The organism is Pseudonocardia xinjiangensis (genome assembly GCF_050948425.1).
Classification (GTDB): Bacteria; Actinomycetota; Actinomycetes; order Mycobacteriales; family Pseudonocardiaceae; genus Pseudonocardia; species Pseudonocardia xinjiangensis.
The window spans coordinates 7,378,192-7,402,158 of the sequence record NZ_CP192009.1 but is presented as its reverse complement, the minus strand read 5'-3'; the positions used below and the strand labels follow the sequence as shown (position 1 = coordinate 7,402,158).

The window sequence follows — 23,967 nt, the reverse complement described above, 5'->3', positions numbered from 1 at the left end:
TGGTCAGTCGGGTGGATCGGAGGCGAGCGGCCGCCATGATCGGAGCAGCACATCGACGGCGTCGACCACGACGTCGCCGGCGATCTCGTCAGGGAACAGAAGGCGCTGGATGAGCAGGCCGTCCTCGAGTGCGTGCACGATCAAGGCAAGCACTGCTGGATCGGCGGGAAGCGCGCCGTGCTCGCCGATCCGTTGCTCGATCGCCGTCTGGATCGAGGAGCGCGCCAGTTTCTCGCGCTGGGCCAGCATGGGCAGCGCCTCCGGGTTGCGCAGCGCATGCAGCACGAGTTCGAGACGCAGCGCCATCCAGTCCGGCAGGTTCTGGTCGCGTTCGCGGTTCCAGTGCCGCAGCAACTCCAGCATGTCGCCGAACGACTCCGCCCGCCGCTGCAGGTCGCTGACCTCGGCAACCTCGCTACGAGTGCGTTGTTCGAGCAGTTCGGCCACGAGCTCCTGCTTGTCGGCGAAGTTGCCGTAGAAGGCACCGCGTGTGTAACCGGCACGCTCGGCGATCTGCTCCACGGAGCTGCCGTTCACACCGCGCTCGGTGAAGAGCTCGCGCGCAGCCTCCAGCAGCCGCTCGCGGGTCTGCGCCCGGCTCTCCTCACGGGTCAGGCGCTTCCTCGCCACAGTCGCTGAACCTACAGGCGTCAACCGACACCGGGCGGTACGGCTACGCCACGGCATCGAGGGCGGGCTGCACGGGAGTGAACGACCCGAACCGGGACTCCAGTACGGCAGCGGCCTGGAGGCACATGTCCTCTCGATGCCACGGTCCGATCACCTGTACGCCCAGCGGCTGACCGTCGACCACGCCTGTCGGAACGGCGACCGCCGGCACCCCGAGGAACGTCGTGGCGGTACACAGCCGCATGGCGCGGATGATGCTCTCCCCGGCTTCGTCGTCGTCGAGAGCAGCGTCGAACGGCCGCTCGGCGTAGACGGGCCCGAGCACGAGCGGGTAGCGCTGGGCGAAGCCGGCCCAGTCGCGCATCACCCCGTGTCGAGTGGCCGTGGCCTGCAGGTACGCGGCGAGGTCCGCCGGGGGCCTGCGCCGCATCGACAGCTCCATGTGCGCCGCGGACGCAGCCGTGAGCAGCGGCCGGATCCGCGGCCAGCTGAGCCCGAACTCCGTGGTGATCAACGTGCTGTACGCCTGGGTCGCGTCGTCGATCCGTGGTGGCTCGGCCTCCTCGACGACGTATCCGGCATCGGCGAGCGCGGCCGCTGCCCGTTCGATCTCCGTGCGGATCTGTGGGTGCACCCCCAGCCCGCCAGGATCGACCGACACCGCAACCCGGATCGGCTCGGCACACGGCGGCCCGACGAGCGGGACGGCGACGGCGCGCGGGTCGCGCGGATCGGTGCCCGCAAGGACCTGGAAGGCTGCCTGCAGGTCCGCGACCGTCCGAGCGATCGGACCGTCGGTCGGGAACAGCTGCGAGGCCAGCGTCGGGTCCGTGTCGCCGATCCGGTGCTCCATCGGAATGCGGCCGTAGGTCGGCTTGAGTGCAGCCACCCCGCAGAACATCGCCGGCAGCCGGACCGAGCCGCCTGCGTCGTTGCCCAGGCCGATGGCCGCCATCCCGGAGGCAGCGGCGGCCGCGTCCCCGCCGCTGCTGCCGCCAAGGAGTCCGGATGGCGCCCCACGGGTTGCGGGTCTCCCCGAACAGCTGGCTGACCGTGTTGTTACCGCCGATGGTCAGGTCGGGCATGTTGGTGTCCACAGGGGTTCGCTCACGCAAGGAAGATACAGATCCGAATCCAGATACGAGTCTGTATTTGCGCGCGTCAGCCCGCCAGGTGCCCCCAGCGGTCGGCGAGCTGGTCCCACGGTCCGGTGGCGGCCACCCGTCCCTCTTCGAGCACGACGACGCAGTCGGCGCGGGCCAGTGCGGACCTCTTGGAGCTGCAGCCCACGACGGTCACGCCACGCCGGCGCAGCGCGTCCCACAGCTCCACCTCGGTGCGCGCGTCCAGGGCGGAGGAGACGTCGTCGGCCACCAGCAGTTCCGCCCCGGTGGCCAGCGCCCTGGCCAGTGCGAGCCGCTGGACCTGGCCGCCGGACAGGCGCACCCCGCGGTGGCCGACCAGCGCGCCGTGGCCGCCCGCCTCCTCCACGTCGGTCTGCAGCCGGGCGTCCGCGACGGCGTCGGAGAACCCGCGGTCGTGGTCGAGGGCGATGTTGTCGACGAAGGACCCGGACAGCACCCGCGGTACCTGGCCGACGTAGGCGACCTGGCCCGGACGGAGGAACAGCTGCGGGTCGTCGATCTCGCGGTCGTTCCAGCGGATGCTGCCCTCGTGGTCGACGAGCCCGGCGAGGCTGGCGAGGAGGCTGGACTTCCCCGAGCCGACCCGTCCTGTCAGCAGGACGAGGGAGCCGGCGTCCACGTCGAGGGTGACACCGTCCGTCCCGACCGTGCCGTCGTCGTGGACCGCGGTCACGCCGTGCAGGCTGAGCCGTTTCAACGGCACGCGGCCGACGGCGGGTGGCGCGGGCGCCGTGCCGGTGACCAGGTCCACCCCCGGGGGCAGGGAGATCAGGTCGCCGGCGCCGGACAGGTCCGACATCGCCTGCAGCCAGCGTCGGGCCACGGGCGTCTCGGTGACGGCGGCGCCGAACACCGTGCCGAACCAGCCCGAGCCGGCCACCGCGGTGCTCACGAGTAGCGCGGTGGCGAGGTCCCACACGCCGGCCAGGTGGGCCCACCAGGTGACCACCACACCCAGCTGCACCAGCAGTCCCGGCACGCCGTCGAGCAGCGTGCGCACCCGGTGTTCGCGAACCACCGCAGCCACCCGCTGCGCATCGACCCGGACGAGATGGGACTGCACCGCGGAGGTCGCGGCGGCCAGCTTCACCGTGCGGGCGGCGTCGAGGGCCGAGACCAGCGACGCGCCGAAGCGGGCCCTGGCGTCCCCGGCCTCGCGGCCGACCGCTCCCGCGAGCGGAGCACCCGCGGTGGCGGCCACCGCCGACACGACCAGGATGCCGCCGACCACCGCTCCGGCCAGCAGGCTGCGGGCGACGACCGCGGTGACCAGCACGACGCCCATCCCGTTGATCACGTCCACCCACCGGTCGGCGTAGATCACCAGCCGGTCCGAGTCGAGGGCCCTGGCGACGACCTCGCCCGGCGGCGTGCGCACCAGGCGGCGCTGCATCGTCTGCCCGCGCAGCGCGGCGAGCCGCATCCGCAGTGTCACCGCCGACCACCACAGCGGGTAGACGCGGAAGGCCAGCGCGATGGCCAGCGGGGCGACCAGGAGCGCCACCGCGAGAGCGGTGGCTGCCGTCCAGGCGGCGGCGCCCTGCTCCAGTGCGGTGACCAGCAGGCCCCACAGCCACCCGGTCACGGCGCCGTACGCCCCCAGCAGCGACGCGGCGAGGAACGCGAGCGCGCCCACCACGCCCCACTGCGGGTAGGCGCGCAGCATCCGTAGCACCGTGCGCGCGAGCCGGGGACGGGCGGGGGCGGGTGCCGGCCGGGGCGCCCGGCGCTCGCCCCGGCTGAGCAGGACCCCGGCCTCAGCGGGCTGCCCGGTCTCACCGGCGGCGGCCAGCAGGTCACGGAACGGGCCGGGTTCGGTTGCCAGCCGGGCGCGCGGCCCGTGCTGGACGACACGTCCCCGGTCGAGCACGGCCACGGTGTCGCACCGCCGGGTGGTGGAGAGCCGGTGGGCGATGACGATGCCGGTGCGGCCGGCGAGCAGCCGGTCGGTGGCCCGGGTCACGAGACGCTCGGTCTGCGGGTCCATCCGTGCGGTGGCCTCGTCGAGGATCACGACCGCGACGTCGCGGACCAGCAGCCGGGCAAAGGCGACCAGTTGCTCCTCTCCGGCGGACAGCGTGCTGCCGCCGCTGCCCAGGCGGGTCGCCAGGCCCTCGGGCAGGGAGCTCACCCACTCGGTCAGCCCCAGCGCCTCGACGGCGCCCTCGACGGCGGCGTGCGGGACGTCGAGGAACAGGGTGATGTTCTCCTCGAGGGTCGCGGCAAGGATCTCCGTGCGCTGCGTGACCACGCCCACCGCCCGGCGGAGGTCCTCCATAGTCGTCGCCGTGACGTCCTGGCCGGCGACGAACACGGTGCCCACCGGTGGCTCCAGAGCCCGCGACAGCACCTTGGCCAGCGTCGACTTGCCGGCGCCGGTGCGTCCGACCAGCGCACACGTGGTTCCGGCGGCCACCGTGAGATCCACCGACCGCACGGAGAAGCCGCCGGGGTAGCCCACGGTGAGGTCGCGGAACTCGACGGCGGCCGGCCCGGCCGGCACGGGCGCGCCGCCGCTCGGCTCCTGTGGGGCGGTCAGCAGGCCACCGATCCGTTGCAAGGCGCCGAGCCCGGCCTGCACCTCCGGCAGGTGCTGGGTGACCTGGCTGAGCTGCCCGGCGAACGTCGTGACCAGCAGCCACAGGGTGACCAGCGCGGACACCTCCAGCTCGCCCCCGCCCACGAGCGCGGCGCCGCTCACGGCGAGGGCGGCGAGGGCACCGTGGACGACGAGACCGGTGCGCAGGCCGACCTGGGTGGCGGCGGAGCAGGTGGCGGCCACGCGGTCCAGCACGTGTCGCGCGAGGCGCGCGTACTGGCGCACGACGTGGGGCTGCCCCAGCGAGGAGCGGACGTCGTCACGTCCGGCGACGGCCTCCTCCAGCTGGGCGGAGTGGTCGGACCACGCGGCCTCCTCCGCGAGCTTCCGCTCGGCCGTGAGCCGGGTGAGCGGGCGCACCAGCGCCACGGAGAGCAGCGCCACCAGCGGGAACCCGATCCAGGCCGGCCACCACGTCAGCCCGGCGATCACCCAGGCCAGCACGGAGCGCAGCAGGGCCCGGCCCATGTTCCAGCCGGTGCGGCGCAGCAGCACGCCGACTTCCCTGGCGTCGTCGTCGACCCGGTCGAGCACCTCCCCGACCGCCAGCTCCTCGAGCGCCGGTAGCGGTTGGTGGAGCGCGGCGTCCAGCAGGTCGGCGCGCAGCCGGCCCTCGGCGCGGCCGACGACCCCGGAGAAGGCGGTGCGCCCGGCCGTGTCCAGCAGGGTGGCTCCGAGCAGCAGGCAGGCGAGCAGCCCGACCAGCCAGGTGGTGGGCTGGTCGGCCAGCTGTCCGGCGACGACGGCGGCGAGCGTCTCGGCCGCGGCGGCGACACAGGCCACGACCACGGCGGCGGTGGAGGCGGGCTCGGCCAGCCGTCGCCAGGTCAGCCCTGCTGCGCGCACGTTCCCCCGCCCCCGGCACGGCCCGGCGACCGGGACCGATGATGTTCGTCGGCCCGCACGCTAGCGTCGGGGTGCTGCTACCCGCCTCGGGTTTTCCGGCGGCGCCGCGGCCTCGGTCGGGCGCGCGGCGGAGGCTCAGCCGCCGATCTCGATCGTGACCACGTCGGACACGTAGCGGCCGCCGCCGATGTCGCCGTCGACGACCAGCCTGGGCTGCTTCAGCGCCGCCCCGTCCTCCACGGTCGAGAGGATCAGCTGCTTGCCGGCGAGGGTGGCCTCCGCCGGGGTGACGGCAGCCGCGTAGCTGTCCGATCCGACAGCCACCACCGCCGTCTTCGACCGGGCGTTGACTCCTGCGGCACGCAGCGCCTCGGTCAGCGACGGGCCCGACTCGGTGTGGGTCTCCGGGCCGCGGGGGCCCACGAACGTCACCGACACCTTCTTCGCGGGAAGCCGGTTCAGCTCGTCCCCGGTCAGCGTCACACGCCCGTCCGCGGTCACCACCTGCACCGAGCCGGGTTCGACCTTCGCGACCCCGGCGTCGGACACGGCGACCCGGACCGACTCGACGTCGGAGATGCTGCGGGACCGGTTCAGGTCGCCGGGCACCACCAGCCCGATGTCCGGGCCGTCGGTGGTGAGCACCGCAGGGTTCGCCCCGAGCTTCGGATCGAGCTCGGCCAGGGCGAAGGTGACGGCCTGCTTGTCGTGACCGGTGACGGTCAGCGTGACGCGCAGGTTGGTGTTGTGGCCGGCCGGCAGGGTCGGGGCGGACTTCTCGATCACGTCCTGCAGGGACACCCCGGAGACCGTCAGCGGTCCGTCGCCCGGGTCCACGATCGCGAACTTCTGCTCACCGAGGTCGGCGAGCGCAGCTGCGGTGTAGGTGGCCGGGGAACCCACGGCGCCGGTGACCGAGACCGTGTCGGCTGCCGGGGTGGCCGCATACGCGGGGGCGGACATCGTGGCCACGGCCACCGCGCTGAGCACGGCCGCCGCCGCGAGGTTCCGCCGCCGCAGGCGGACCGGTTTCGACGGTGTCCGGGCCGGCGCTTGCGCGGCCGGAACCCTCATCAGGAGTGTGAACGCCGCTGCGAGCAGAGAACCGGCCGAGCCTCGCACGTGTGATTGCCCCCCTCGTTTCGCTCACCATACTGCCCTCGACCATGGGCCCTGACCCGATGCAGGGGGTCGGGACCTGCCTGATCTCGGCTCCCGTGAGCAAGTGCCGTAGGGCTAGGGATGGGCTGTGTCGCCGGGCCACTGCCACATCGGCACCTCGCGGAGGGGATGCAGTGCAGCGTTGATGCTGCTGGTACAGAGGGCGCGATCCGGTCATTCTCCCCGTTCGGCTCGTCGGGCGACATCGGCCTGCGGGAGCCCCGGCCCGATGAGACGATCGCCCGGTGCCGTGCTGGAGGTCGTGGGTCCGCGACGGCGTCCACGCGCAACATGTGGTTCGCGCACTCGCGGCCGTGCTCGTCGGGCTCGTCGCGATGGCGGCATGCGACTCGCCGGGCGGGCAGCCCGCTGCCGTTGCCGCGGCCCCCTTGCCGCTCGGCGCGGACTGGACGACCTACCACGGGGACGCCACCCGGGCCGGCTACGCGCCGGACGGTCCCGACCCGGCCGCGCCCGCGGTGGCGTGGAGAGCCGACCTGGACGGGGCCGTCTACGCCAGCCCGATCGTCGTGGGCGGGTTGCTGGTGGCGGCGACCGAGGGCGGGTCGCTGTACGGGCTGGACGCGGCGACCGGAGCGGTGCGGTGGCGTACGCACCTGGCCGATCCCGTGCCGGGCTCGGACCTGCCCTGCGGCAACATCGACCCGATGGGGATCACCGGCACCCCGGTCTACGACCCCGGGAGCGGTCAGGTGTTCGCGGTCGCCGCGCGGCCCGGTGTCGAGCACATCCTGTTCGCCGTCGACGCCAGGAGCGGGCAGGTCCGCACGCAGCGCAGGGTCGACGCTCCGGGCAGCGAGCCGGCGACGCACCTGCAGCGCGGGGCTCTGCTGCTCGCCGACGGGATGGTCTACATCCCCTACGGGGGCAACTCGGGCGACTGCGGCCAGTACCTCGGCCGTGTGGTCGGCGTTCCCGTCGCGGGAGACGGACCCGAGGTCGACTTCGCCGTCCCCACCACGCGGGAAGGGGGCATCTGGGCCGCGTCGGGGCCGGCCGCCCTGCCCGGTGGCGACGTGCTGGTGACCACGGGCAACGGCGAGGCCGTCGGCGGGGTGTGGGACCACAGCGACTCGATCCTGCGGTTGTCGCCGCAGCTGCGGCTGCTCGACGGCTTCGCCCCGGCCGGCTGGGCGCAGGAGAACTCGGTCGACGCCGATCTCGGCTCCACCGGCCCCGTGGTGCTGCCCGGTGCGCACCGGGTGCTCGCCGCAGGCAAGGGCGGTGGGGTCTATCTGGCGGACGTCGACGCGCTCGGGGGTGTGGGCGGCGAGCGCGACCGGCTCGAGCCGTGCCACTCCTACGGTGGTGCCGCCACCACGCCCGGGCCGGGTGGCGGCGCGGTGGTCTTCCTGCCGTGCATGGAAGGGCTGCTGCAGGTGCGGGTCGGGACCGACGCCCGGATGGCTCGTGGCTGGCAGGCAGGCGCCGCGGTCACCGGGTCACCGGTGGTCGTGGGTACGACCGTCTGGTCGGTGCAGCAGGACGGCACCCTCGACGCCCTCGATGCCGCGACGGGCCAGGTACGGGCGACCCTCCCGGTCGGTGCCGCCACCCGTTTCGCCACGCCGGCCGTGAGCGGCGGGGCGCTGTTCGTCCCCACCCGGGCCGGCATCACCGCAGTGGCGATCCGCCGCTGACGGCGGTCTCCCGCTCTCGACGAACGTGTCACGCGTTCCATTTTCTGAGATGACAGTTATGGATCGGGTCGCCATCCATGGAACGTTCGGCCATCGCAGTAGCCGGCGGTGAGAGGATGCGATCCGGATAAGTGACGTCCTGAGTCGGCAACAGGTCGGACTGATCGAGAATATCGGCACATCACGCATCTCGGACCTGGCGTGGATGGCGGAAAACGTGCTCGGGGTGGCTGCCGGTAGAATGCTGATGGTTTATCGGACGATGTTGTCGCGCGGCTCGTCCCTTCTTGTCAAGATTGAATTCGAGGCAAGTATCGCGGCTATCTCGGTGAGCGGGTCGAGAATCTTGGTCGCGACGGCCCTGGGGGTCGCCGCGATCGAACTTCCGGAGTCTCTGCTGCCGTTGTCGAAGTTGGTCTGGTAGTAGCGGTTGAGGTGAATCGCCGGGTGTGGTTGTCAGGCAACCCGGTGAGCAGCGGCCCGTTCGCGGGAGGGGAGCACGTCCTCGCCGTAGAGGTCGTGCACCCAGTTGGACTGGTAGACGGTGTCGAGGTAGCGCTCACCGAGGTCCGGGGCGATCGCCACCGCGGTGAGGTCGCCGTCGTCGTGCTCGGCCAGCCAGTTCGTCGCACCGCTGACCACCGTGCCCGTGGAGCCACCGAAGAGGAACCCGCGACGGGCCAGCCGGTGGCAGGCGCGGATGGTGTCGGCCTCCTCGACGTGCACCACCTCGTCGACGTAGGACTCGTCGAGCAACGGTGGACGGATGTTCATCCCCAGCCCGGGGATCATCCGGCGGCCTTGCGGCGTGCCGAAGGACACCGAGCCGACGCTGTCCACCGCGACGATCCGCACCGGCCGGCGCCGGTCGCGGAAATAGCGCGCGCAGCCCATCAGGGTGCCGGTGGTGCCGGCCCCCACGAACAGCACATCCAGGTTCGGGAACTGGCGGGCAATGGCCGGCGCCGTCGTGCGGTGGTGCGCCTTCCAGTTGGCCTCGTTGCTGTACTGGTTGAGCCAGACGTACCGGTCGTCGGAGGCCAGCAATGCGTGGATGTGGTTGATCCGTGCGCCGAGATAGCCGCTGTCGGGATCCGGCTCGGTGATGATGTGCACCTGGCTGCCCAAGGCCTCCATGAGCCGCCTGGTCGAGAGGTTGCAGCGGGAGTCGGTCACGCAGATGAACCGGTAACCCTTGTTCGCCGCGATCATGCTCAGCGCCACGCCCAGGTTCCCGGACGAGGACTCGACCAGCACCGATCCGGGCCGGAGGACCCCGTCCCGCTCGGCGGCCTCCACCATCTCGGCCGCGGCTTTCAGCTTGATCGAACCGGCGAAGTTGAAGCCCTCGCACTTGAGGAAGAGCGAGCGCCCGACAACCGACTCGAGGTCGACGTAGAGGTCGTCCTCGTTGAAGCCCTGGGGAGCAGATATGACTGGCACGATGGGTCTCCTCGTCTGCGGTAACAGGGCTTCGACCGTTCTGTTGACGAGGAACATGATTCGTTCGGAATGCCTGCCGGGACCAGTGGGAAAACCCTCGATAACGTGGAGTCGGCACCCGGAGAAACGGGAGGTTCTCCCGGTGGTTCCCGAGCCCGGCGGTAGGGAATTCCCTACCTTTCGCGCGACGCCGACCGGTCGGGGCGGGGAGTCGCGCCGACCGTAGGGTGCCGCTGTGGCCGGTCCCGAGGTTCGCCGTTCCCTGTCCTCGCACGCGCAGCTGCGTCGGATGCCGGCTCTCGTCCTGCAGCGGATGATCGACCACCTGCCTCCCGACACCCCGCCGAGCGGTCCCGACGGGCCGGTCGAGGTGCTGCAGCAGCGGATCGCCGACCTGCTCGGGACACCGGCGGCCCTGTTCTTCCCGACCGGTGCGATGGCCCAGCAGGTGGCGTTGCGGGTGCATGCCGGGCGCCGCGGTCGCGTCACCTTCGCCGCGCATCCGACGAACCACCTGACCCTCTGGGAGCAGCAGGGATTCAGCGCCGTGCACGGACTGCGGTACCACCCGATCGGTGACCCGAACAGGCTGCTGACGGTCGAGGATCTGGCGGCCGTCGCGGAGCCACTGGCTGCGGTGGTGTTCGAGCTGCCGCAACGGGAGATCGGCGGGCAGCTCCCGGCCTGGGACGATCTCGTCGCGCAGGTCGAACTTGCCCGCGAGCGTGGGGCGGCGGTGCATCTGGACGGCGCGCGGCTGTGGGAGGCGCAGCCGTACTACGAGCGCTCGTTCGCGGAGATCTCCGCCCTGTTCGACTCCGTCTACGTGTCGCTCTACAAGGGCTTGCAGGGTGTGCGGGGCGCGGTGCTGGCCGCCGACCGGAGCATCGTCGACGAGGCCGCGGTGTGGCGGCACCGGCTGGGGGGCGCTATCCCGGAGGCATGGCCGCTGGCCGTGTCGGCACTGATCGGGCTCGATGACCTCCTGCCGCGGATGCCCGCCTTCCGGGACCACGCGGTCGCGATCGCCGCCGCCGTCAACGCCGGCACGGAGGCGTCCACGGTGCCGGCGCAGCCGCCGACGCCGTTGTTCCACGTTCATCTGCCCGTGTCGAAGGACGCCGCGGACCGGGCACAGGAGGCGATGCTCGCCGAGCACGGCACGCAGCTGTTCTCCCGGACCCGGACCTCGCCTGATCCGAACCGCTGCGCGTTCGAGGTGTCCGTCGGCGAGAACGCCATGGAGTTCACTCCCGCCGAGGTCGTCGGCCTGCTTCGCGAGCTGCTCGACCGGGCGACCGACCGCGCGATGACCCCCTAGCTGTACTGCCCAGGCGGGATGTTGACCCGGCTGATGAGTGGGTGGCCGCGGTGGGCTTCTCGTCGGGGTGGATCTCGGCGTAGGCCAGGCGGGTGTGGTCGTCGATGGCGGCGTGGACGTGTCGAACCCGACCAGTGGCCGGTGCGGGTCCGGCGGGACCGGTCGCTGGCGCGGCCGTGCACCTGCCGTCGCCGCCGTCGCTGCGCCGCAGCGGCGGATCACCGTGCCGACGGGACGGTCGAGCCAGGCCGGCCGGGCAAGTCCGTGGCGGACGGCGTGGGGCGATCGGCGAGTCCGGCAGGCCACTGCCACGAGCGCTGAATGGCCGTTGACCTGCGACGACGAACATCGATTCGAACATGTGTTCGAGTATGATGGAGGGGTGTCGGACAGCCCGCTCACCACCGCGCATCGCCTCCTGGTCGAGGCGATCGACGCGCTGTCCGCCGCCACCGACGCCGCCACCGACGATGACCTGCTGTCTGTGCTCACCTTGTGCGAGGGCACCAGCAGGCGGTTGGACCGGGTCGTCGTTGCCGCCGTGTCGACTTTGGAGCGGCGGGGGACGTTCGCCGAGCGCGGCTACACGTCCACGCCGGCGGCGTTGGGGGATCTGCTCGGGTGGGAGCGGTTCGAGGCCCGCCAGCGGGTGGTCGCCGCCGAGCAGGTGTGCCCGCGGGTGAGCCTCGATGGCACCGCGCTACCCGCGAAGCTGCCTACCACCGCCGCGGTGTTCGCCGCCGGGCACACCGGGCTGCGGCACGTCGCGGTGATCGCCCGCGTGTTGGCCACCCCGGCCGCGGAAAGGCTCACCCCAGATGTGTGGGCCGGCGCTGAAGCCCAACTGGCCGACAAGGCCGCCGTCTACACCCCATCCGAACTACAGGCCTGGGGCACCGCTCTCGTCGAGGCTCTCGACGAGGACGGGCCCGAGCCCGACGACCGCCCACCCGCGCCGGTCAACGAACTGCACCTGGCCCGGCACCGCGGCAAGCCGGGCGGCACGGTGAAGGGCCGGTTCGATGACGCGGCCGTGTTCGATGCCATCGCCACCGTCGACGCCCACTCCCGGCCGGTCACCGGCGACGACCAGCGCAGCACCGCGCAACGGCAGGCCGACGCGCTGGCCGACGTGTGTGGGTATGTGCTCGACCACGCCGATGTGCCCGAGTGCGGCGGGCGCCGCCCGCACCTGAGCGTGCTGGTTCGGCTGGAGGATCTGGAGAACCGGGCCCGCGCCGCCTGCTTGGACTTCGGCGGCACCCTGAGCCCGGAGTCGCTGCGGATGCTGGCCTGTGACGCCGCGGTCGCCCCTGTCGTGTTGAACGGGAAAGGTCAGCCGCTCGACGTTGGGCGTGCCACCCGCACCATCCCCGACGGGCTGCGCCGCGCCATCGCCGCCCGCGACCGCGGCTGCGCCCGACCCGGGTGTGGCCGGCCCGCGTCCTGGTGCGAAGTCCACCACATCACCGCCTGGCAGGACGGCGGCGACACCGCCCTGCACAACTGCGTCATGCTCTGCCGGGCATGTCACCGGCTGCTCCACCACTCCGACTGGCAGGTCCGCATCCGCGACGGGCTCCCCGAGTTCATCCCACCCGCCTGGATCGACCCGGGGCGAAGACCCCGCCGACAACCGCTCCTGCACCTCGCCGCGTAAGGGATCGAGCAGATGGGCGGTCGGCTGAGCCTCTGTGATCACTGGTAGCCGCTGACCCGCCGGACGGCGTCGACGACCTGTGGCCCGTGCCCCAGTTCGGAGTCGTTGTGCCGCGCTTCCGGTACCTCGACGTACGGGGCGCCCGCGGCGTCGGCGACGGCGCGGCTCTGCGCCGTCGGCACGATCTCGTCGGCTCCGCCGGCGACCACGATGGTCGGCACGGTCACCGACCGGACGGTCTCCCGGACCGGAAAGCGGTCGCGCAGCAGCGCCCGGGCGGGCAGGAACGGGTAGTGGACCGCCGCCATGTCGGCCAGCGAGGCGAACGGGCTGCGCAGCACCAGCCCGCCGACAGGACGCTCGACCGCGAGCCGGGTGGCGACGGCTGCGCCGAGGCTCTCCCCGAACAGCACCAGCCGCGCAGGGTCCACCCCGCGCTCGGTGACGAGGTGCCGGTGCGCGGCCCGCGCGTCGGCCGCGAGACCCTCCTCCGTGGCTGAACCGGGATTGCCGCCGTAGCCCCGGTAGTCGAGCAGGAGCACGTCGAACCCCGAGGCGCTCAGTGCGCGGGCGAGCGGGACGCGAACGGCTCGCGAGCCGGCGTTGCCGGGGAGGACCAGCACGGTGGTGCCCCTGGCAAGAGCGGTCGCGGGCGCGTACCAGGCGGCGAGCTCGAGCCCGTCCTCGGTGCGCACCCGCACGGTGGATCCGCCGTCGAGCAACTGCTCGGGCGGAGTTCCCGGCGCTCCCGACGGCAGGTAGACCAACCGTCTCTGGAACGCCCACGCCAGCGTGGCCGTGACGACGGCGAGGACCACCAGCGCGATGACGACGCGCACCGCTGTGGCCACCCGGCGCAGTCTGCCCGACACCGGTCCCCGGGGTGCGAGACGGCCCTGCAGTTTGGATTGTATGCATAATCTAACTGTGGATTACACGAGGGAGAACGGCCGCACGATCGGCGAGAAGATGGTCGCGCTCGGTAACGATGTGAGCCTGCAGGTCGCGGAGATCGGTCAGGGCGAGCCGGTGGTCCTCATCTGCGGCACCGGCCAGCACCACTGGATGTGGGCGCCGTTGCTACCCGCACTGTGCCCGCGGTTCACGGTGATCAGCTACAACCACCGCGGCATCGGCGAGTCCGAGCGCGGCTCCGGGCCGATCGGCGTGCGATCTCTCGCCGACGACCTCGCCGAGCTGCTCGACGCCCTGTCGGTGGACCGCGCACACCTCATCGGCTGGTCCTTGGGCAGTGCCGTCGCCCAGGAGTTCGCCCTCAGCCACCCTGCACGTGTCGCGTCGCTGGTGCTGGCCTGCACCTGGGGGCGGACCGACCAGTTCCAGCACGCCGTGTTCACCGGGTTGTCCCATCCCTGGCGCACCGGCGACCGGGCCGCCGGCCTCGTCGCCCTGCGCATCGTGTTCTCCCCGGAACTGCTCGTGTCCGGGCGTTTCGTACCGGTCACGGCCCAGCTCGACACCATGTTCCCGAGCACCGGGTCGCAGATGTCGGCGATGGTCGAGCAGTGGGACGCCGACGGCGCGCACGATGCCCTGGACCGCCTGGGGGCGATCGAGGTCCCGACCCTGGTGATCTCAGGGAAGCAGGATCTGCTGACCCCGGCCCGTTCCGGCCGCGCCGTGAGCGACCGCATTCCTGGCGCGCGCTTCGAACTGCTGACCGGACCCGGCTCCAGCCATGGCCTCGTGTGGGAGCGCACCGAGGAGTTCACCTCGCTGGTGTCGGGGTTCCTGGCAGGCCACCGGCTGTAACCATCGCACTAGTGCGACGGGCCGGCGTCGGCTGCCGCGGCGCGCAGGGCGTCGGCGAGGCGGGCGGCCGGCTCGGACAGCGGGCGCGGGAGCCGCGCCAGGAGGATGCGCCGCTGTTCCTGCGAGCCGCCGCGCACCGTGAGGACGCGTACTCCGGGTGGCACCGTCGCCGCGAGTGAGCCGGGCAGCGTGGTCAGCCCGCATCCGGCGGCGACGAGATGCAGCTTGGCCAGCCAGTCACGGGCGGTGTGGGCGATCTCGGGTCGTTCGTCCAGCCCGGGCCAGACCCCCAGCCGGCTCTCTTCCGCAGTGGACGGGGTGGCGATCCAACGCTGACCGCGCAGGTCGGCGACGTCCACCGAGTCGGCTGCGGCGAGCGGATGGGTGGCGATCCAACGCTGACCGCGCAGGTCGGCGACGTCCACCGAGTCGGCTGCGGCGAGCGGATGGGTGGCGGGCACCGCGACGTGCAGGCTGCGTTCGGCGAGCACCTCCAGTTCCAGCGAAGGTGTCTCGGTGTCGGGCGGCCGGAACGGCGGCAGCGACGCCACCACCGCGAGATCGACGGTGCCGGCTCGCAGCGCGCGGACCAATGCGGGTGTGCTGCCCTCCCGGGAGTGCACGGTGACGGCGGGGTGGGTCCGGCGCAGCGCGGCCAGCGCCCGGGGCACCAGGAGGGCGCCGGCACTGCTGAACCAGCCCAGCCGGACCGTGCCCACCTCGGTGGGCAGGCCCGCGAGCTCACGCGCCGTGGCGTCGATCTCGTCGAGCACGGTCGCGGCCCGGCGCAGCACGACGTGCCCGGCGGGGGTCAGCCGCACCCCGTCGTGGCGCCGCTCGAGCAACGGGCTGCCCGCCGCGCGTTCGAGCGTGGCGATCTGCCGGGACACGGCGGACTGGGTGTAACCGAGTGCCGCCGCGGCTGCGGTGAGCGTGCGGCGTTCGGCGACCTCACGGAAGACTCGCAGCGCGACCAGCGAGACATCCGTGAAGTCCATGACGTCCACGCATACCAGGTGTGCTCAACTTTCGTTGGTCGCATGGCTCTGGCCTGCCTAGCGTGGGGGACGTGACAACGCCACGCATCGCACTGGTCACCGGGGCGAACCAAGGACTCGGCTTCGCGCTCGTCGAGGGGCTGGGGGCCCGGATGGGCCCGGACGACCTGGTGCTGCTCACCGGGCGCAATGCCGGACGCGTCGCGGACGCCACCTCGCGCGTCGTCGCGGCGGCCGGCACGAGGAGCCGTGTCGAAGGCAGGGTGCTCGACGTCAGCGACGCCGACGCCGTGGCCCGGATGGCTGCCGAGCTCGACGAGCGCTACGGCGGAGTGGACATCGTGATCTCCAACGCGGTCGCCCGGGTCACCCCGGACCGGCCCCAGTCCGAGCAGGCCGACGAGGCCATCGGCGTCGCCAACGGCGGCACCCATGCGGTCCTGCGCTCCTTCGGCCCGGTGCTGCGACCCGGCGGACGGCTGATCGTGGTGGCCAGCTCGCTGGGCACGCTCGGCCATCTCGACCCCCGGCTCCACCCCCTGTTCGACGGCGCCACCCTGGACGAGGTCGAGCAGGTCGTCGAGTCCTGGCGCGCGGCCGTCCACGCCGGCACGGCCGAGGCGCAGGGCTGGCCACGGTGGCTCAACGTGCCGTCCAAGGTGGCCCAGGTCGCGGCCGTGCGGGCGGTTGCAGCGGAGCGTCGGGCAGCCGATCTGCCCGACGGCACGCTCGTCGCGGCCGTCTGTCCGGGGCTCGTGGACACGCCCACCTCCCGGCCGTGGTTCGACGACTTCAGCCGGGCCCAGACCCCCTCGGAGGCGGCCGGAGCCGTGCTCGACCTGGTGCTGTCCGACGCACTCGATCCCGCCACCTACGGCGAGCTGGTCCGGTTCGGCCGGGTGCTGCCGTGGTACGGCGGAACCCCTCCGCGGTCGCAGGACCAGTTGCTCACCCGCTGACACCGCGGGAGGTGAACCCACGCAGCCGCAGGCTGTTGCCCACGACGAAGGCGGAGCTGAACGCCATCGCGGCACCGGCCAGCATCGGGTTGAGCAACCCGGCGGCGGCGAGGGGCAGTGCGGCGACGTTGTAGGCGAAGGCCCAGAACAGGTTGCCCCTGATCGTGGTCAGGGTGCACCGGGCCAGCCGGATCGCGTCGGCGGCGGCGCGGAGGTCGCCGCGCACCAGGGTGATGTCGCCCGCCTCGATCGCGACGTCGGCGCCGGTGCCCATGGTCATGCCGAGGTCGGCCTGGGCGAGTGCGGCGGCGTCGTTCACGCCGTCACCGACCATCGCCACGACCTTGCCCTGCTCCTGCAGCCGCGTGATCACCTCGACCTTGTCGGCAGGCAGGACCCCCGCGATCACGGTGTCGGGGCCGGGGTCGATGCCGACCTCGGCGGCGACCGCGTGCGCCACGGCCGTGTTGTCGCCCGTGAGCAGCACGGGGGTGAGGCCGAGCGCCCGGAACCGGGCGACGGCCTGCGCCGAGGTGGGCTTGACGGTGTCGGCGACCACCAGCACGGCCCGGGGGGTGCCGTCGACGGCAACGGCGATCGCGGTGCGGCCCTGTGCCTCGGCCGCGGCCTTCGCCGCGGCGAGACCGTCGGGCAGGGGTTGGCTCCGCTGCTCCAGCAGCTCCGGCCGCCCGACCAGCACCGCGTGGCCCTCGACCACGCCCTGGACGCCGAGGCCTTCGTGGTTGGCGAACTCCTCGACCTCAGGCAGGGCGCCGACGCGTTCGGTGGCGCCGCGGGCGATCGCGGTGGCGACCGGGTGCTCCGAGGCGTTCTCGAGCGCACCGGCCAGCCGCAGCACGCCGTCCTCGTCGATGCCGTCGGCACCGGCCGCGGCCGGCTCGGCCATGGTCACCGCGACGAGGCTCATCTGCCCCGTCGTGACGGTGCCGGTCTTGTCGAGCACGACAGTGTCGACCCGGCGGGTGGACTCCAGCACCTCGGGCCCCTTGATCAGGATGCCCAGCTGTGCGCCCCGCCCCGTGCCCACCAGCAGCGCGGTCGGCGTCGCCAGGCCCAGCGCGCACGGGCAGGCGATGATCAGCACGGCCACCGCCGCGGTGAAGGCGCCGGCGGCCCCACCGCCCGTGCCGAGCCAGAAGCCGAAGGTGGCCGCGGCCAGTGCGATGACGATCGGGACGAACACCCCGGAGATCCGGTCGGCGAGCCGCTGCACCGGCGCCTTGCCGTTCTGGGCGTCCTCGACCAGCCCGGCCATCCGGGCGAGCTGGGTGTCGGACCCGACCCGGGTGGCCCGCACGACCAGCCGGCCCGCGGCGTTGACGGTGGCTCCGACCACCGTGTCGCCGCGCCCGACCTCGACCGGCACCGACTCCCCGGTGAGCATCGAGGCGTCGACGGCCGACGCTCCGGCCTCCACGACGCCGTCAGTGGCGATCTTCTCGCCGGGACGGACGACGAACCGGTCGCCGACGGCGAGCTGGTCGGCCGGGACCCGGATCTCGGCGCCGTCCCGCAGGACGGTGACCTCCTTGGCGCCCAGTTCGAGCAGCGCGCGCAGGGCGGCGCCGGCGCGGCGCTTGGATCGCGCCTCGAAGTAGCGCCCGGCCAGGATGAACGTGGTGACGCCGGCGGCGACCTCGAGGTAGATGTTCCCGGCGCCGTCGCCACGGGCGACGGTCAGCTCGAACGGATGGGTCATGCCGGGCACGCCCGCGGTGCCGAACAGCAGGGCGTAGAGCGACCAGAGGAACGCCGCGAGCACCCCGATCGACACCAGGGTGTCCATGGTCGCGGCGCCGTGGCGCAGGTTCACCCAGGCCGCCCGATGGAACGGCCAGGCCGCCCAGGTCACCACCGGTGCGGCGAGCACCAGCGAGATCCACTGCCAGTAGGTGAACTGCAGAGCGGGGACCATCGCCATGGCGATCACCGGCACGGTGAGCGCGGCGCCGGCGAGCAGGCGGTGCCGCAACGGCAGCGTCGCGTCCGGCTCCTCGGGCCCGGGTGAGCTGCCGGTGGCCGCGGGAGGTGCGGGCAGGGTGGCCGTGTAGCCGGCAGCCTCCACCTGGGCGACGAGCACCGCCGGTGCGACGCCGGCGGGTGCGGTGACCCTCGCCTTCTCGGTGGCGTAGTTGACCGTGGCGGTGACCCCGTCGAGCTTGTTCAGCTTCCGTTCGATCCGGTTCGCGCAGGACGCGCAGGTCATGCCGCCGATGGTGAGCTCGATGTCGGTGGTGGTGGTGGTGGGGGCGTCCGCGGGCGCCGTGGTGATGGTCATCGATCCGGCTGCGCCTTTCATGATCAGTGGCCGTGGCCGTCGCTGTGACCGGTCGGCGGTGCGACGTCCGCGACCGCGGCGCCGGTCGGCACCGTGAACTCCGCGGTGCGGACGACGTCGCCGTGCCGGAAGTCCAGGAACAGCCGGTAGGTGCCCGCGCTGGGGACCGCGGCGAGGAACGAGATCTGCGGTCCCGCGGCGGTGCGGCCGTCCCCGGGGGTGCCGTCGGGATGGACGTGCAGGTAGGCGAGGTCACCCTCGCGCAGCGCGACCAGGTGCCCGTAGGCCGCCAGGTAGGGCTGCAGGTCGGTGACCGGGGTGCCGTCCTTGCTGACCGTCAGTGTCACCGGCGAGTCCTGTCCTGGCACGAGCTCGCCGGTCAGCTCGACGGTGTACCCGTCGACCAGGGCCGTCCGGCTCGCTGCGTGCGTGACGGGCTCGAAGGCGCCTGCGGCGACCAGGTCGACGCCCAATGTGGTGGCGTCCGCGCCGGTGGGCGTGAAGTCGGCGAACGCGCGGTAGGAGCCCGCCGCCGGGAGGGTCAGCGCCACCCGCCACGTGCCGTCGACTCCCATCTCGGGGTGGACGTGCTGGTAGGCGGCGGTGTCGCGGCGCACGACGATCAGATGCATCCGCTTGTCGTGCTCGACGTCGAACGCGGTGACGGGCCTCCCGTCGGGCCCGCTGATGCGGAAGGCGAACTCGGTGGGGGTTGCGGGGGTGAGCCTCGGGTCGGTGGGCGTCAGGGTGTAACCGTCCCTGCTCGACGCCAGCCCGCCGGGCAGATCCGGCGCGGCCGCCACGACGATGTCCGCGGCCGGGGAGGGTGACGCGCCGGACGCGCCGGAGCCGGCAGCGGCGACGGAGCGGGGGCCGACGGCGCTTCCGGCGACGTATCCGACGCCCACGAGCAGGGCGAGCGCCGCGCCGTACGCGGCGAGTTTCGCGGTGGTGTTCATGTCCTTGTCCGTCCTGGTCGAGCGCTGCTGTCGGCGGCCAGTGGGCGGCGCGTCAGGTGTTCTCGCTCATCAGAGAGGTCCTCTCGTCAGATACAGGTAGGGGGTATCCGTATCTGCGAACGGGACGTTAGCACCGCGGGTGGGAGCGCGCGAGGAAGATCAGTCGAACGGAGCAGTACCCCTGGGGGGTACCCGGAGATCAGGGACCGACGCCCACCGAGACCGCCAGGTGCTCCGCGATGACGTCGTCGGCGATACGGGCCGCCTCCGCCGACACGGCGGGCGTGACGTCCGGGGAGTCGATGGTGATGAGCGCCTTCCACAGTGCCCAGCCCCGGGCCCGCGCCCACATCGCGTCGTCGGCAGGCATCAGGGACCGGAACGTCTCGCGGCTCTCGCCGTGGAAGAGCGTCCACGTGATGACCAGGTCGCAGGCGGGGTCGCCCACCCCGCACGTGCCGAAGTCGATGACCGCGGCGAGGCGGCCGTCGTCGTCGACGAGAAGGTTGTTGGACGCGATGTCGCCGTGGAACCAGACCGGCGCCCCGGTCCAGGGCGCGGCGAGGGCGGCGTCCCAGGCGCCGGTCGCGCCGTCACCGTCGACCCGCGACCCGAGCGCCTCGACGGCCTCGCGCGTCTCCGCGTCGTAGACCGCGAGCGGGGCGCCCCGGAAGAAGCAGTGTGCGCCCGCCGCGGGCCCGCCCGCAGCGTCGGCGTGCCGCAGTGCCACGAGGAAGCCGGTGAGATCCCGGGCGAAGGCGACGAGGTCGCCGATCCGTCCGGGAGTGGCGAGGTGCCCGTCGATCCAGCGGCGGACCGACCACGGCCACGGGTACTCGTCGGTCGGAGCGCCCAGGGCCAGCGGGACGGGGATCGGGAGCGGCAGGTGCGGTGCCAGCCGCGGCAGCCAGGTGTGCTCCTTCGCGACACTCTGCACGTAACCCTCGGCGCTCGGGAGCCGCACCGTCATGGTGTCCCCGAGGCGGAACGTGCGGTTGTCCCAGCCGTCCACCTCGACCGGGACGACCGCGAGGTCCGCCCACTCGGGGAACTGCGCGGAGACCAGCCGCGCGGCGAGGGCGGCGTCGATCCGGTCGCGGTGCATCGCGCGCATCCTGACGCCCCCGCGTTCCCGGGGCGACCGATTTCGCGCACGCGGGGGCGTCAGCGGCCGGGGTGCAGGCGTGCGATGTCTCCGCTCTCCAGAGCCACCAGGACCGAGCCGTCCGCGGCCATGGCGATGCCGTGCGGCTCGTCGCCGTCGTGAAACGTGTGGAGCTCCGCGATCTCACCGCGTTCGGTGATGCGCGCCGCCGAGTGGCCGGACCAGAGCGTGACCCAGCAGCCACCGGCGCGGTCGGAGGTGATGGCGTGGGGCCGCGCCGAGCGGTCCGGCAGGTCGAACTCCTGGAGATCTCCGGCAGGTGACATGCGGCCGACGCGCCCGGCGTCGATCTCGACGAACCAGATCGCGGCTGCGTCGGCGGTGATGCCGACCGGCCCGCAGGCGGGATCGGGTAGCCGGTGCAGGGTGATGTCCCGGTCGACGTCGATGCGTCCGAGTGCGCCCGACCGGTTGAGCGTGAACCACAGCGCGCCGTCCGGACCCGCTGTGATCATCGCGGGCGCCCCGCCGTCGGGCAGCACGGTCATGGACACGTTCCCGTCGAGGTCGAGGCGGCCGATGGCCCCGGCGCCCAGCGCCGTGAACCACAGCGCCCCGTCGGGTCCGGTGGTGAGGCCGTACGGCCCGGCTCCGTCGGGAACGGCGAAGCTCCGGCGGGTTCCGTCGGCGGTGATGCGGTCGATGCGGTCGTCGCCGTTGCGGGTGACCCACAGCGCCCCGTCCGGCCCCATCGTCACCTGCGACGGGCGGCAGGCCGGGTTGCCGAGATCGTGGATCTCGACCGGTCCGGCGGCGGGCAGCCGGGCGACCTGGCCGGAGTGGACGAGCGTGGTCCAGGTGGCGTCCTGCGGATCGACGACCACCGCGTACGGGCCGCTGCCCGGCGCGCCCCCGGTGTGCGGGTGATCGTCCTGATGAAATCAGCTTTCGGCACGAAGCATTCTCCTTCGCCGTTCGACAAGCGGCGCGTGCAGTAGAGCGGAGCGACGTCGTCGCTGTCGCGGCAATACGCCGTGCCGCTCGCCCAGCTGATCGGGCATGCTGCCGCGATGCCGAGGAGAATGGCTGATCCTGCCTTCCGGGCGGCCCAGGAGGCCGGCCGCTATGCCCCGCACGTGCGTCCCATCAACGAGATGGTCGACGCCCTGCGCGGTGACGCGCGCGGCTGGCTGCCCCACGTCGCTCCGCTCCACGGCGGCACCTCGGCCCGCGTGCTCAGCATCCTGCGCGACCCCGGGCCGGCCACCCGGGACGGGGCGGGGTCGGGGTTCCTGTGCATCGAGAACGACGACCCGACTGCCGAGCGGCAGTTGCAGATGTTCACGGACGTCGGCATCGGGGCTGCGGACATCACGCCGTGGAACGCCTACCCCTGGTACATCAACGCCGCTCCCGGGGCGGCCCAGCTGGACGCGGGCGTGGCACCGCTGGTGCAGCTCATCGAGCTCATGCCCGACATCCGCGTGGTGTTCCTGCAGGGAGCCCACGCCCGAGCCGGCTGGGAGCGCCTGGCCAGGCGGCACCCGGTGCCGGCCCGCCGGGTCGAGAAGGTGGTCGCGACGTTCCACCCCGGCCGTCAGGCGCTGTTCCACCGCGACCCCGAGGTGCGGCGCGCCCGTGCCGAGCACCGGGAGAGCGCCTATCGCGACGTCGCGGCCGTCATCCGCTGACCGTCAGCTGCGTGCCTCGCTGAGCTCGGGTGCGTGCCGGTGGAGGTGGAGCGGGGCGGTGTGGATCCAGAACGCGTACACGATCCAGCCCAGCATCGCGAGACCCAGCCACGTGATGGACCGGTAGATCAGCACGCTCGCCGCCGCCGGACCGGCGGCGACACCGGAGGTGACCAGCGCGGCGAGCAGGCTCGTCTCGGCCAGGCCGGCACCACCGGGAGAGATCTGCAGAGCGATGCTGCCCTGCACGAGCAGGAAGCCCACCAGGAGCACTCCCCAGGGCACCGGGGCGCCCACCGAGGCGACACTGGCAGCCAGGCTCAGGAAGTCCAGCACCCACGTGGACGCCGCCAGCGCGGTCAGGCCGAGCCACTGGCTGACGCTCGGTTGCAGGAGCGTGATCCGGGTGGACAGCCGCTGGGCGACCTCGTCGGCGCGCACCGTCCAGGTATCCCGGCACGTGTGGCACACCCCGGGAATCCAGCGGGCCAGCATCACCGCCAGGTGCAGGGTGTTCCGCAGCACGGCGGGATGCGTGACCACCTTCCACGCGCCGATGGAGCCCAGGATGATCACCGCGGCGAGCACCACGGCGAGGGCGATCGGGACGTGGCCGGCCAGGCCCAGCCCGAGTACACCCATCACCAGCAGGCAGAGCGTGGCGAGCACCCCGGCCATGAGCACCGACCAGGAGGCCAGTGCCGAGTCGACCCCGCGGCGTCGCAGCTGGTCGATCGCATAGACGATGGCACCGGCGCCCCCGACGACGGGCACCGTGGTGGACACGGCGTTCTCGACGAAGTTGATGCCCTGCACCGTGGTGAACGGCAGGGTGCTCCCGCCCACCCGGAGGAGCTGCCGGTGCAGTTCGCCGTAGAGGACGAGCGGCGCGAGCCCACACACGACCGCGACCAGGAACCACCCCCACCGCAGGTGGTCCAGCTGCCCGATGGCGGTGCTGGCCTCCGAAGCCAGTCCGGGCACCAGCCAGGCCAGATAGCCGATCGCCACGCCCACGACCACCCAGTGCGCGATCGTCTGCCAATGCTTTTTGAGCATCAGCGCCGTGCCGGCGTCGTCTGCTGGTCGTTGCCTCTGGTCACGTCCCCGGCCGGTTCCGTTTCGATCGAGCGTTCCTGTGATGTGATCGCTTCTTCTCCTTGATCAGAAGAAACGGATAGATCGTGATCAGGACAATCCCTCCTGCTGCGGCAGGTAGGACAGCACCGATCGCCAGCCCCGTCACCAACAGTATTGCAGAAGAGAACAGTGTGACGTAGGCGATGATCTGCCACGAAGAACGCTGTGGCCCCATCGGCGCAGCGAGTGTGCGAGCCAGTTCGGGATCACTTCTTCGCACTGATTCTGCAATCCTGCTCAGCTGCAGGAAGTCATGGTGGTCCAGGCTCATGGGTTGACCACCGACGGCGGCCGGGCCGGCTCCTGCTCCGTCATGGACGTGGGATCCTCTCCGGGGGTCGCGGTGCCGACCTGAGGCTCGTCGGCCGTTACCAGGGTGACGAGCGCCTCGTCGAACGCTGTCGAAACGCTTCGGTAGGGCTGGGGTGGGTGTCGATCGCATCGCAGAGCGCGGCCGCGTGACGCCGTGCCGCACGGCGACAGCGGACCGTATTGATGATCTCCTGCGCGTCGATGCGGAGGAGCGGGGCGCCGAGGATCTCGTCCGTGTCGGCGTTGATCACGAACTTCATGAGCC

Annotated in this window: 18 protein-coding genes and 2 pseudogenes; 6 read left to right on the top strand and 14 right to left on the bottom strand. The window is 72.4% G+C overall.

The annotated features are described in order from the left end of the window. Positions 1-3: 3 nt before the first annotated feature. From ACQPZA_RS34945 to ACQPZA_RS34930, 4 genes are all read right to left on the bottom strand, one after another. Positions 4-687: a TetR/AcrR family transcriptional regulator gene (locus ACQPZA_RS34945; protein ID WP_433276577.1), complete on the bottom strand. Its 684-nt coding sequence runs from the start codon at positions 685-687 to the stop codon at positions 4-6. Next, a complete protein-coding gene (locus ACQPZA_RS34940; RefSeq protein ID WP_433276575.1) occupies positions 674-1,585 on the bottom strand; it encodes an amidase family protein in 912 nt (303 codons plus the stop codon). The genes ACQPZA_RS34945 and ACQPZA_RS34940 overlap by 14 nt, the downstream gene beginning before the upstream one ends. Positions 1,586-1,791: 206 nt before the next feature. Then, positions 1,792-5,220, bottom strand: coding sequence for an ATP-binding cassette domain-containing protein (locus ACQPZA_RS34935; RefSeq protein ID WP_433276573.1), 3,429 nt, complete (start codon positions 5,218-5,220; stop codon positions 1,792-1,794). Between the two features lie 135 nt (positions 5,221-5,355). Further along, on the bottom strand, positions 5,356-6,294 hold the full coding sequence (locus tag ACQPZA_RS34930; RefSeq protein WP_433276572.1) for a hypothetical protein: 939 nt from the start codon (positions 6,292-6,294) through the stop codon (positions 5,356-5,358). A gap of 332 nt (positions 6,295-6,626) precedes the next feature. Here ACQPZA_RS34930 and ACQPZA_RS34925 point away from each other — a divergent pair, with 332 nt between their 5' ends. Next, positions 6,627-8,042, top strand: a complete 1,416-nt coding sequence (locus ACQPZA_RS34925; RefSeq protein ID WP_433276570.1) for a PQQ-binding-like beta-propeller repeat protein — start codon at positions 6,627-6,629, stop codon at positions 8,040-8,042. A gap of 456 nt (positions 8,043-8,498) precedes the next feature. Here ACQPZA_RS34925 and sbnA read toward each other — a convergent pair whose 3' ends face one another. Continuing rightward, the gene (sbnA, locus tag ACQPZA_RS34920) at positions 8,499-9,485 is read right to left on the bottom strand and encodes a 2,3-diaminopropionate biosynthesis protein SbnA (RefSeq protein ID WP_433276569.1); all 987 of its coding nucleotides are present in this window, start codon (positions 9,483-9,485) and stop codon (positions 8,499-8,501) included. Positions 9,486-9,720: 235 nt separating this feature from the next. Here sbnA and ACQPZA_RS34915 point away from each other — a divergent pair, with 235 nt between their 5' ends. Together ACQPZA_RS34915 and ACQPZA_RS34910 are read left to right on the top strand one after the other, a co-directional pair. After that, positions 9,721-10,806 (top strand): threonine aldolase family protein, encoded by a 1,086-nt coding sequence (locus tag ACQPZA_RS34915; protein WP_433276568.1) that lies wholly within the window; start codon positions 9,721-9,723, stop codon positions 10,804-10,806. A 382-nt stretch (positions 10,807-11,188) separates the two neighbouring features. After that, complete coding sequence (locus ACQPZA_RS34910) at positions 11,189-12,466, top strand: DUF222 domain-containing protein (protein ID WP_433276566.1); 1,278 nt, start codon at positions 11,189-11,191, stop codon at positions 12,464-12,466. Between the two features lie 38 nt (positions 12,467-12,504). Here ACQPZA_RS34910 and ACQPZA_RS34905 read toward each other — a convergent pair whose 3' ends face one another. After that, complete coding sequence (locus ACQPZA_RS34905) at positions 12,505-13,317, bottom strand: alpha/beta hydrolase (protein WP_433276565.1); 813 nt, start codon at positions 13,315-13,317, stop codon at positions 12,505-12,507. Between the two features lie 76 nt (positions 13,318-13,393). On the opposite strand from ACQPZA_RS34905, the gene ACQPZA_RS34900 reads away from it, so the two are divergent. Next, entirely contained in the window at positions 13,394-14,239 is an 846-nt protein-coding gene (locus ACQPZA_RS34900; protein WP_433276563.1) for an alpha/beta fold hydrolase, read from the top strand. An 8-nt stretch (positions 14,240-14,247) separates the two neighbouring features. Here ACQPZA_RS34900 and ACQPZA_RS34895 read toward each other — a convergent pair whose 3' ends face one another. Then, positions 14,248-15,237 (bottom strand): LysR family transcriptional regulator, encoded by a 990-nt coding sequence (locus ACQPZA_RS34895; RefSeq protein ID WP_433276562.1) that lies wholly within the window; start codon positions 15,235-15,237, stop codon positions 14,248-14,250. Positions 15,238-15,308: 71 nt separating this feature from the next. On the opposite strand from ACQPZA_RS34895, the gene ACQPZA_RS34890 reads away from it, so the two are divergent. Continuing rightward, a complete protein-coding gene (locus ACQPZA_RS34890; RefSeq protein ID WP_433276560.1) occupies positions 15,309-16,196 on the top strand; it encodes an SDR family NAD(P)-dependent oxidoreductase in 888 nt (295 codons plus the stop codon). On the opposite strand, the gene ACQPZA_RS34885 is transcribed toward ACQPZA_RS34890, so the two are convergent. The 4 genes and pseudogenes from ACQPZA_RS34885 to ACQPZA_RS34870 form a co-directional block, all read right to left on the bottom strand. Next, positions 16,186-18,495 (bottom strand): heavy metal translocating P-type ATPase, encoded by a 2,310-nt coding sequence (locus tag ACQPZA_RS34885; RefSeq protein ID WP_433276558.1) that lies wholly within the window; start codon positions 18,493-18,495, stop codon positions 16,186-16,188. The two genes, ACQPZA_RS34890 and ACQPZA_RS34885, sit on opposite strands and share 11 nt — an antisense overlap. A gap of 23 nt (positions 18,496-18,518) precedes the next feature. Beyond that, complete coding sequence (locus ACQPZA_RS34880) at positions 18,519-19,454, bottom strand: hypothetical protein (RefSeq protein ID WP_433276556.1); 936 nt, start codon at positions 19,452-19,454, stop codon at positions 18,519-18,521. A gap of 199 nt (positions 19,455-19,653) precedes the next feature. Further along, positions 19,654-20,559, bottom strand: a complete 906-nt coding sequence (locus ACQPZA_RS34875) for an aminoglycoside phosphotransferase family protein (protein ID WP_433276554.1) — start codon at positions 20,557-20,559, stop codon at positions 19,654-19,656. A gap of 59 nt (positions 20,560-20,618) precedes the next feature. Then, positions 20,619-21,452, bottom strand: a pseudogene (locus ACQPZA_RS34870) (Vgb family protein); the annotation flags it as partial. Between the two features lie 189 nt (positions 21,453-21,641). On the opposite strand from ACQPZA_RS34870, the gene ACQPZA_RS34865 reads away from it, so the two are divergent. Next, positions 21,642-22,250 (top strand): uracil-DNA glycosylase, encoded by a 609-nt coding sequence (locus ACQPZA_RS34865; protein WP_433276552.1) that lies wholly within the window; start codon positions 21,642-21,644, stop codon positions 22,248-22,250. Between the two features lie 3 nt (positions 22,251-22,253). On the opposite strand, the gene ACQPZA_RS34860 is transcribed toward ACQPZA_RS34865, so the two are convergent. From ACQPZA_RS34860 to ACQPZA_RS34850, 3 genes and pseudogenes are all read right to left on the bottom strand, one after another. Continuing rightward, entirely contained in the window at positions 22,254-23,309 is a 1,056-nt protein-coding gene (locus ACQPZA_RS34860) for a lysylphosphatidylglycerol synthase transmembrane domain-containing protein (RefSeq protein ID WP_433276550.1), read from the bottom strand. A 40-nt stretch (positions 23,310-23,349) separates the two neighbouring features. Then, positions 23,350-23,661 carry a DUF3040 domain-containing protein gene (locus ACQPZA_RS34855; protein WP_433276548.1) on the bottom strand — a complete coding sequence of 104 codons (312 nt, stop codon included), beginning with the start codon at positions 23,659-23,661 and terminating at the stop codon, positions 23,350-23,352. A gap of 97 nt (positions 23,662-23,758) precedes the next feature. Further along, a pseudogene (locus tag ACQPZA_RS34850) lies at positions 23,759-23,965 on the bottom strand (hypothetical protein); the annotation flags it as partial. Positions 23,966-23,967: the final 2 nt, after the last annotated feature.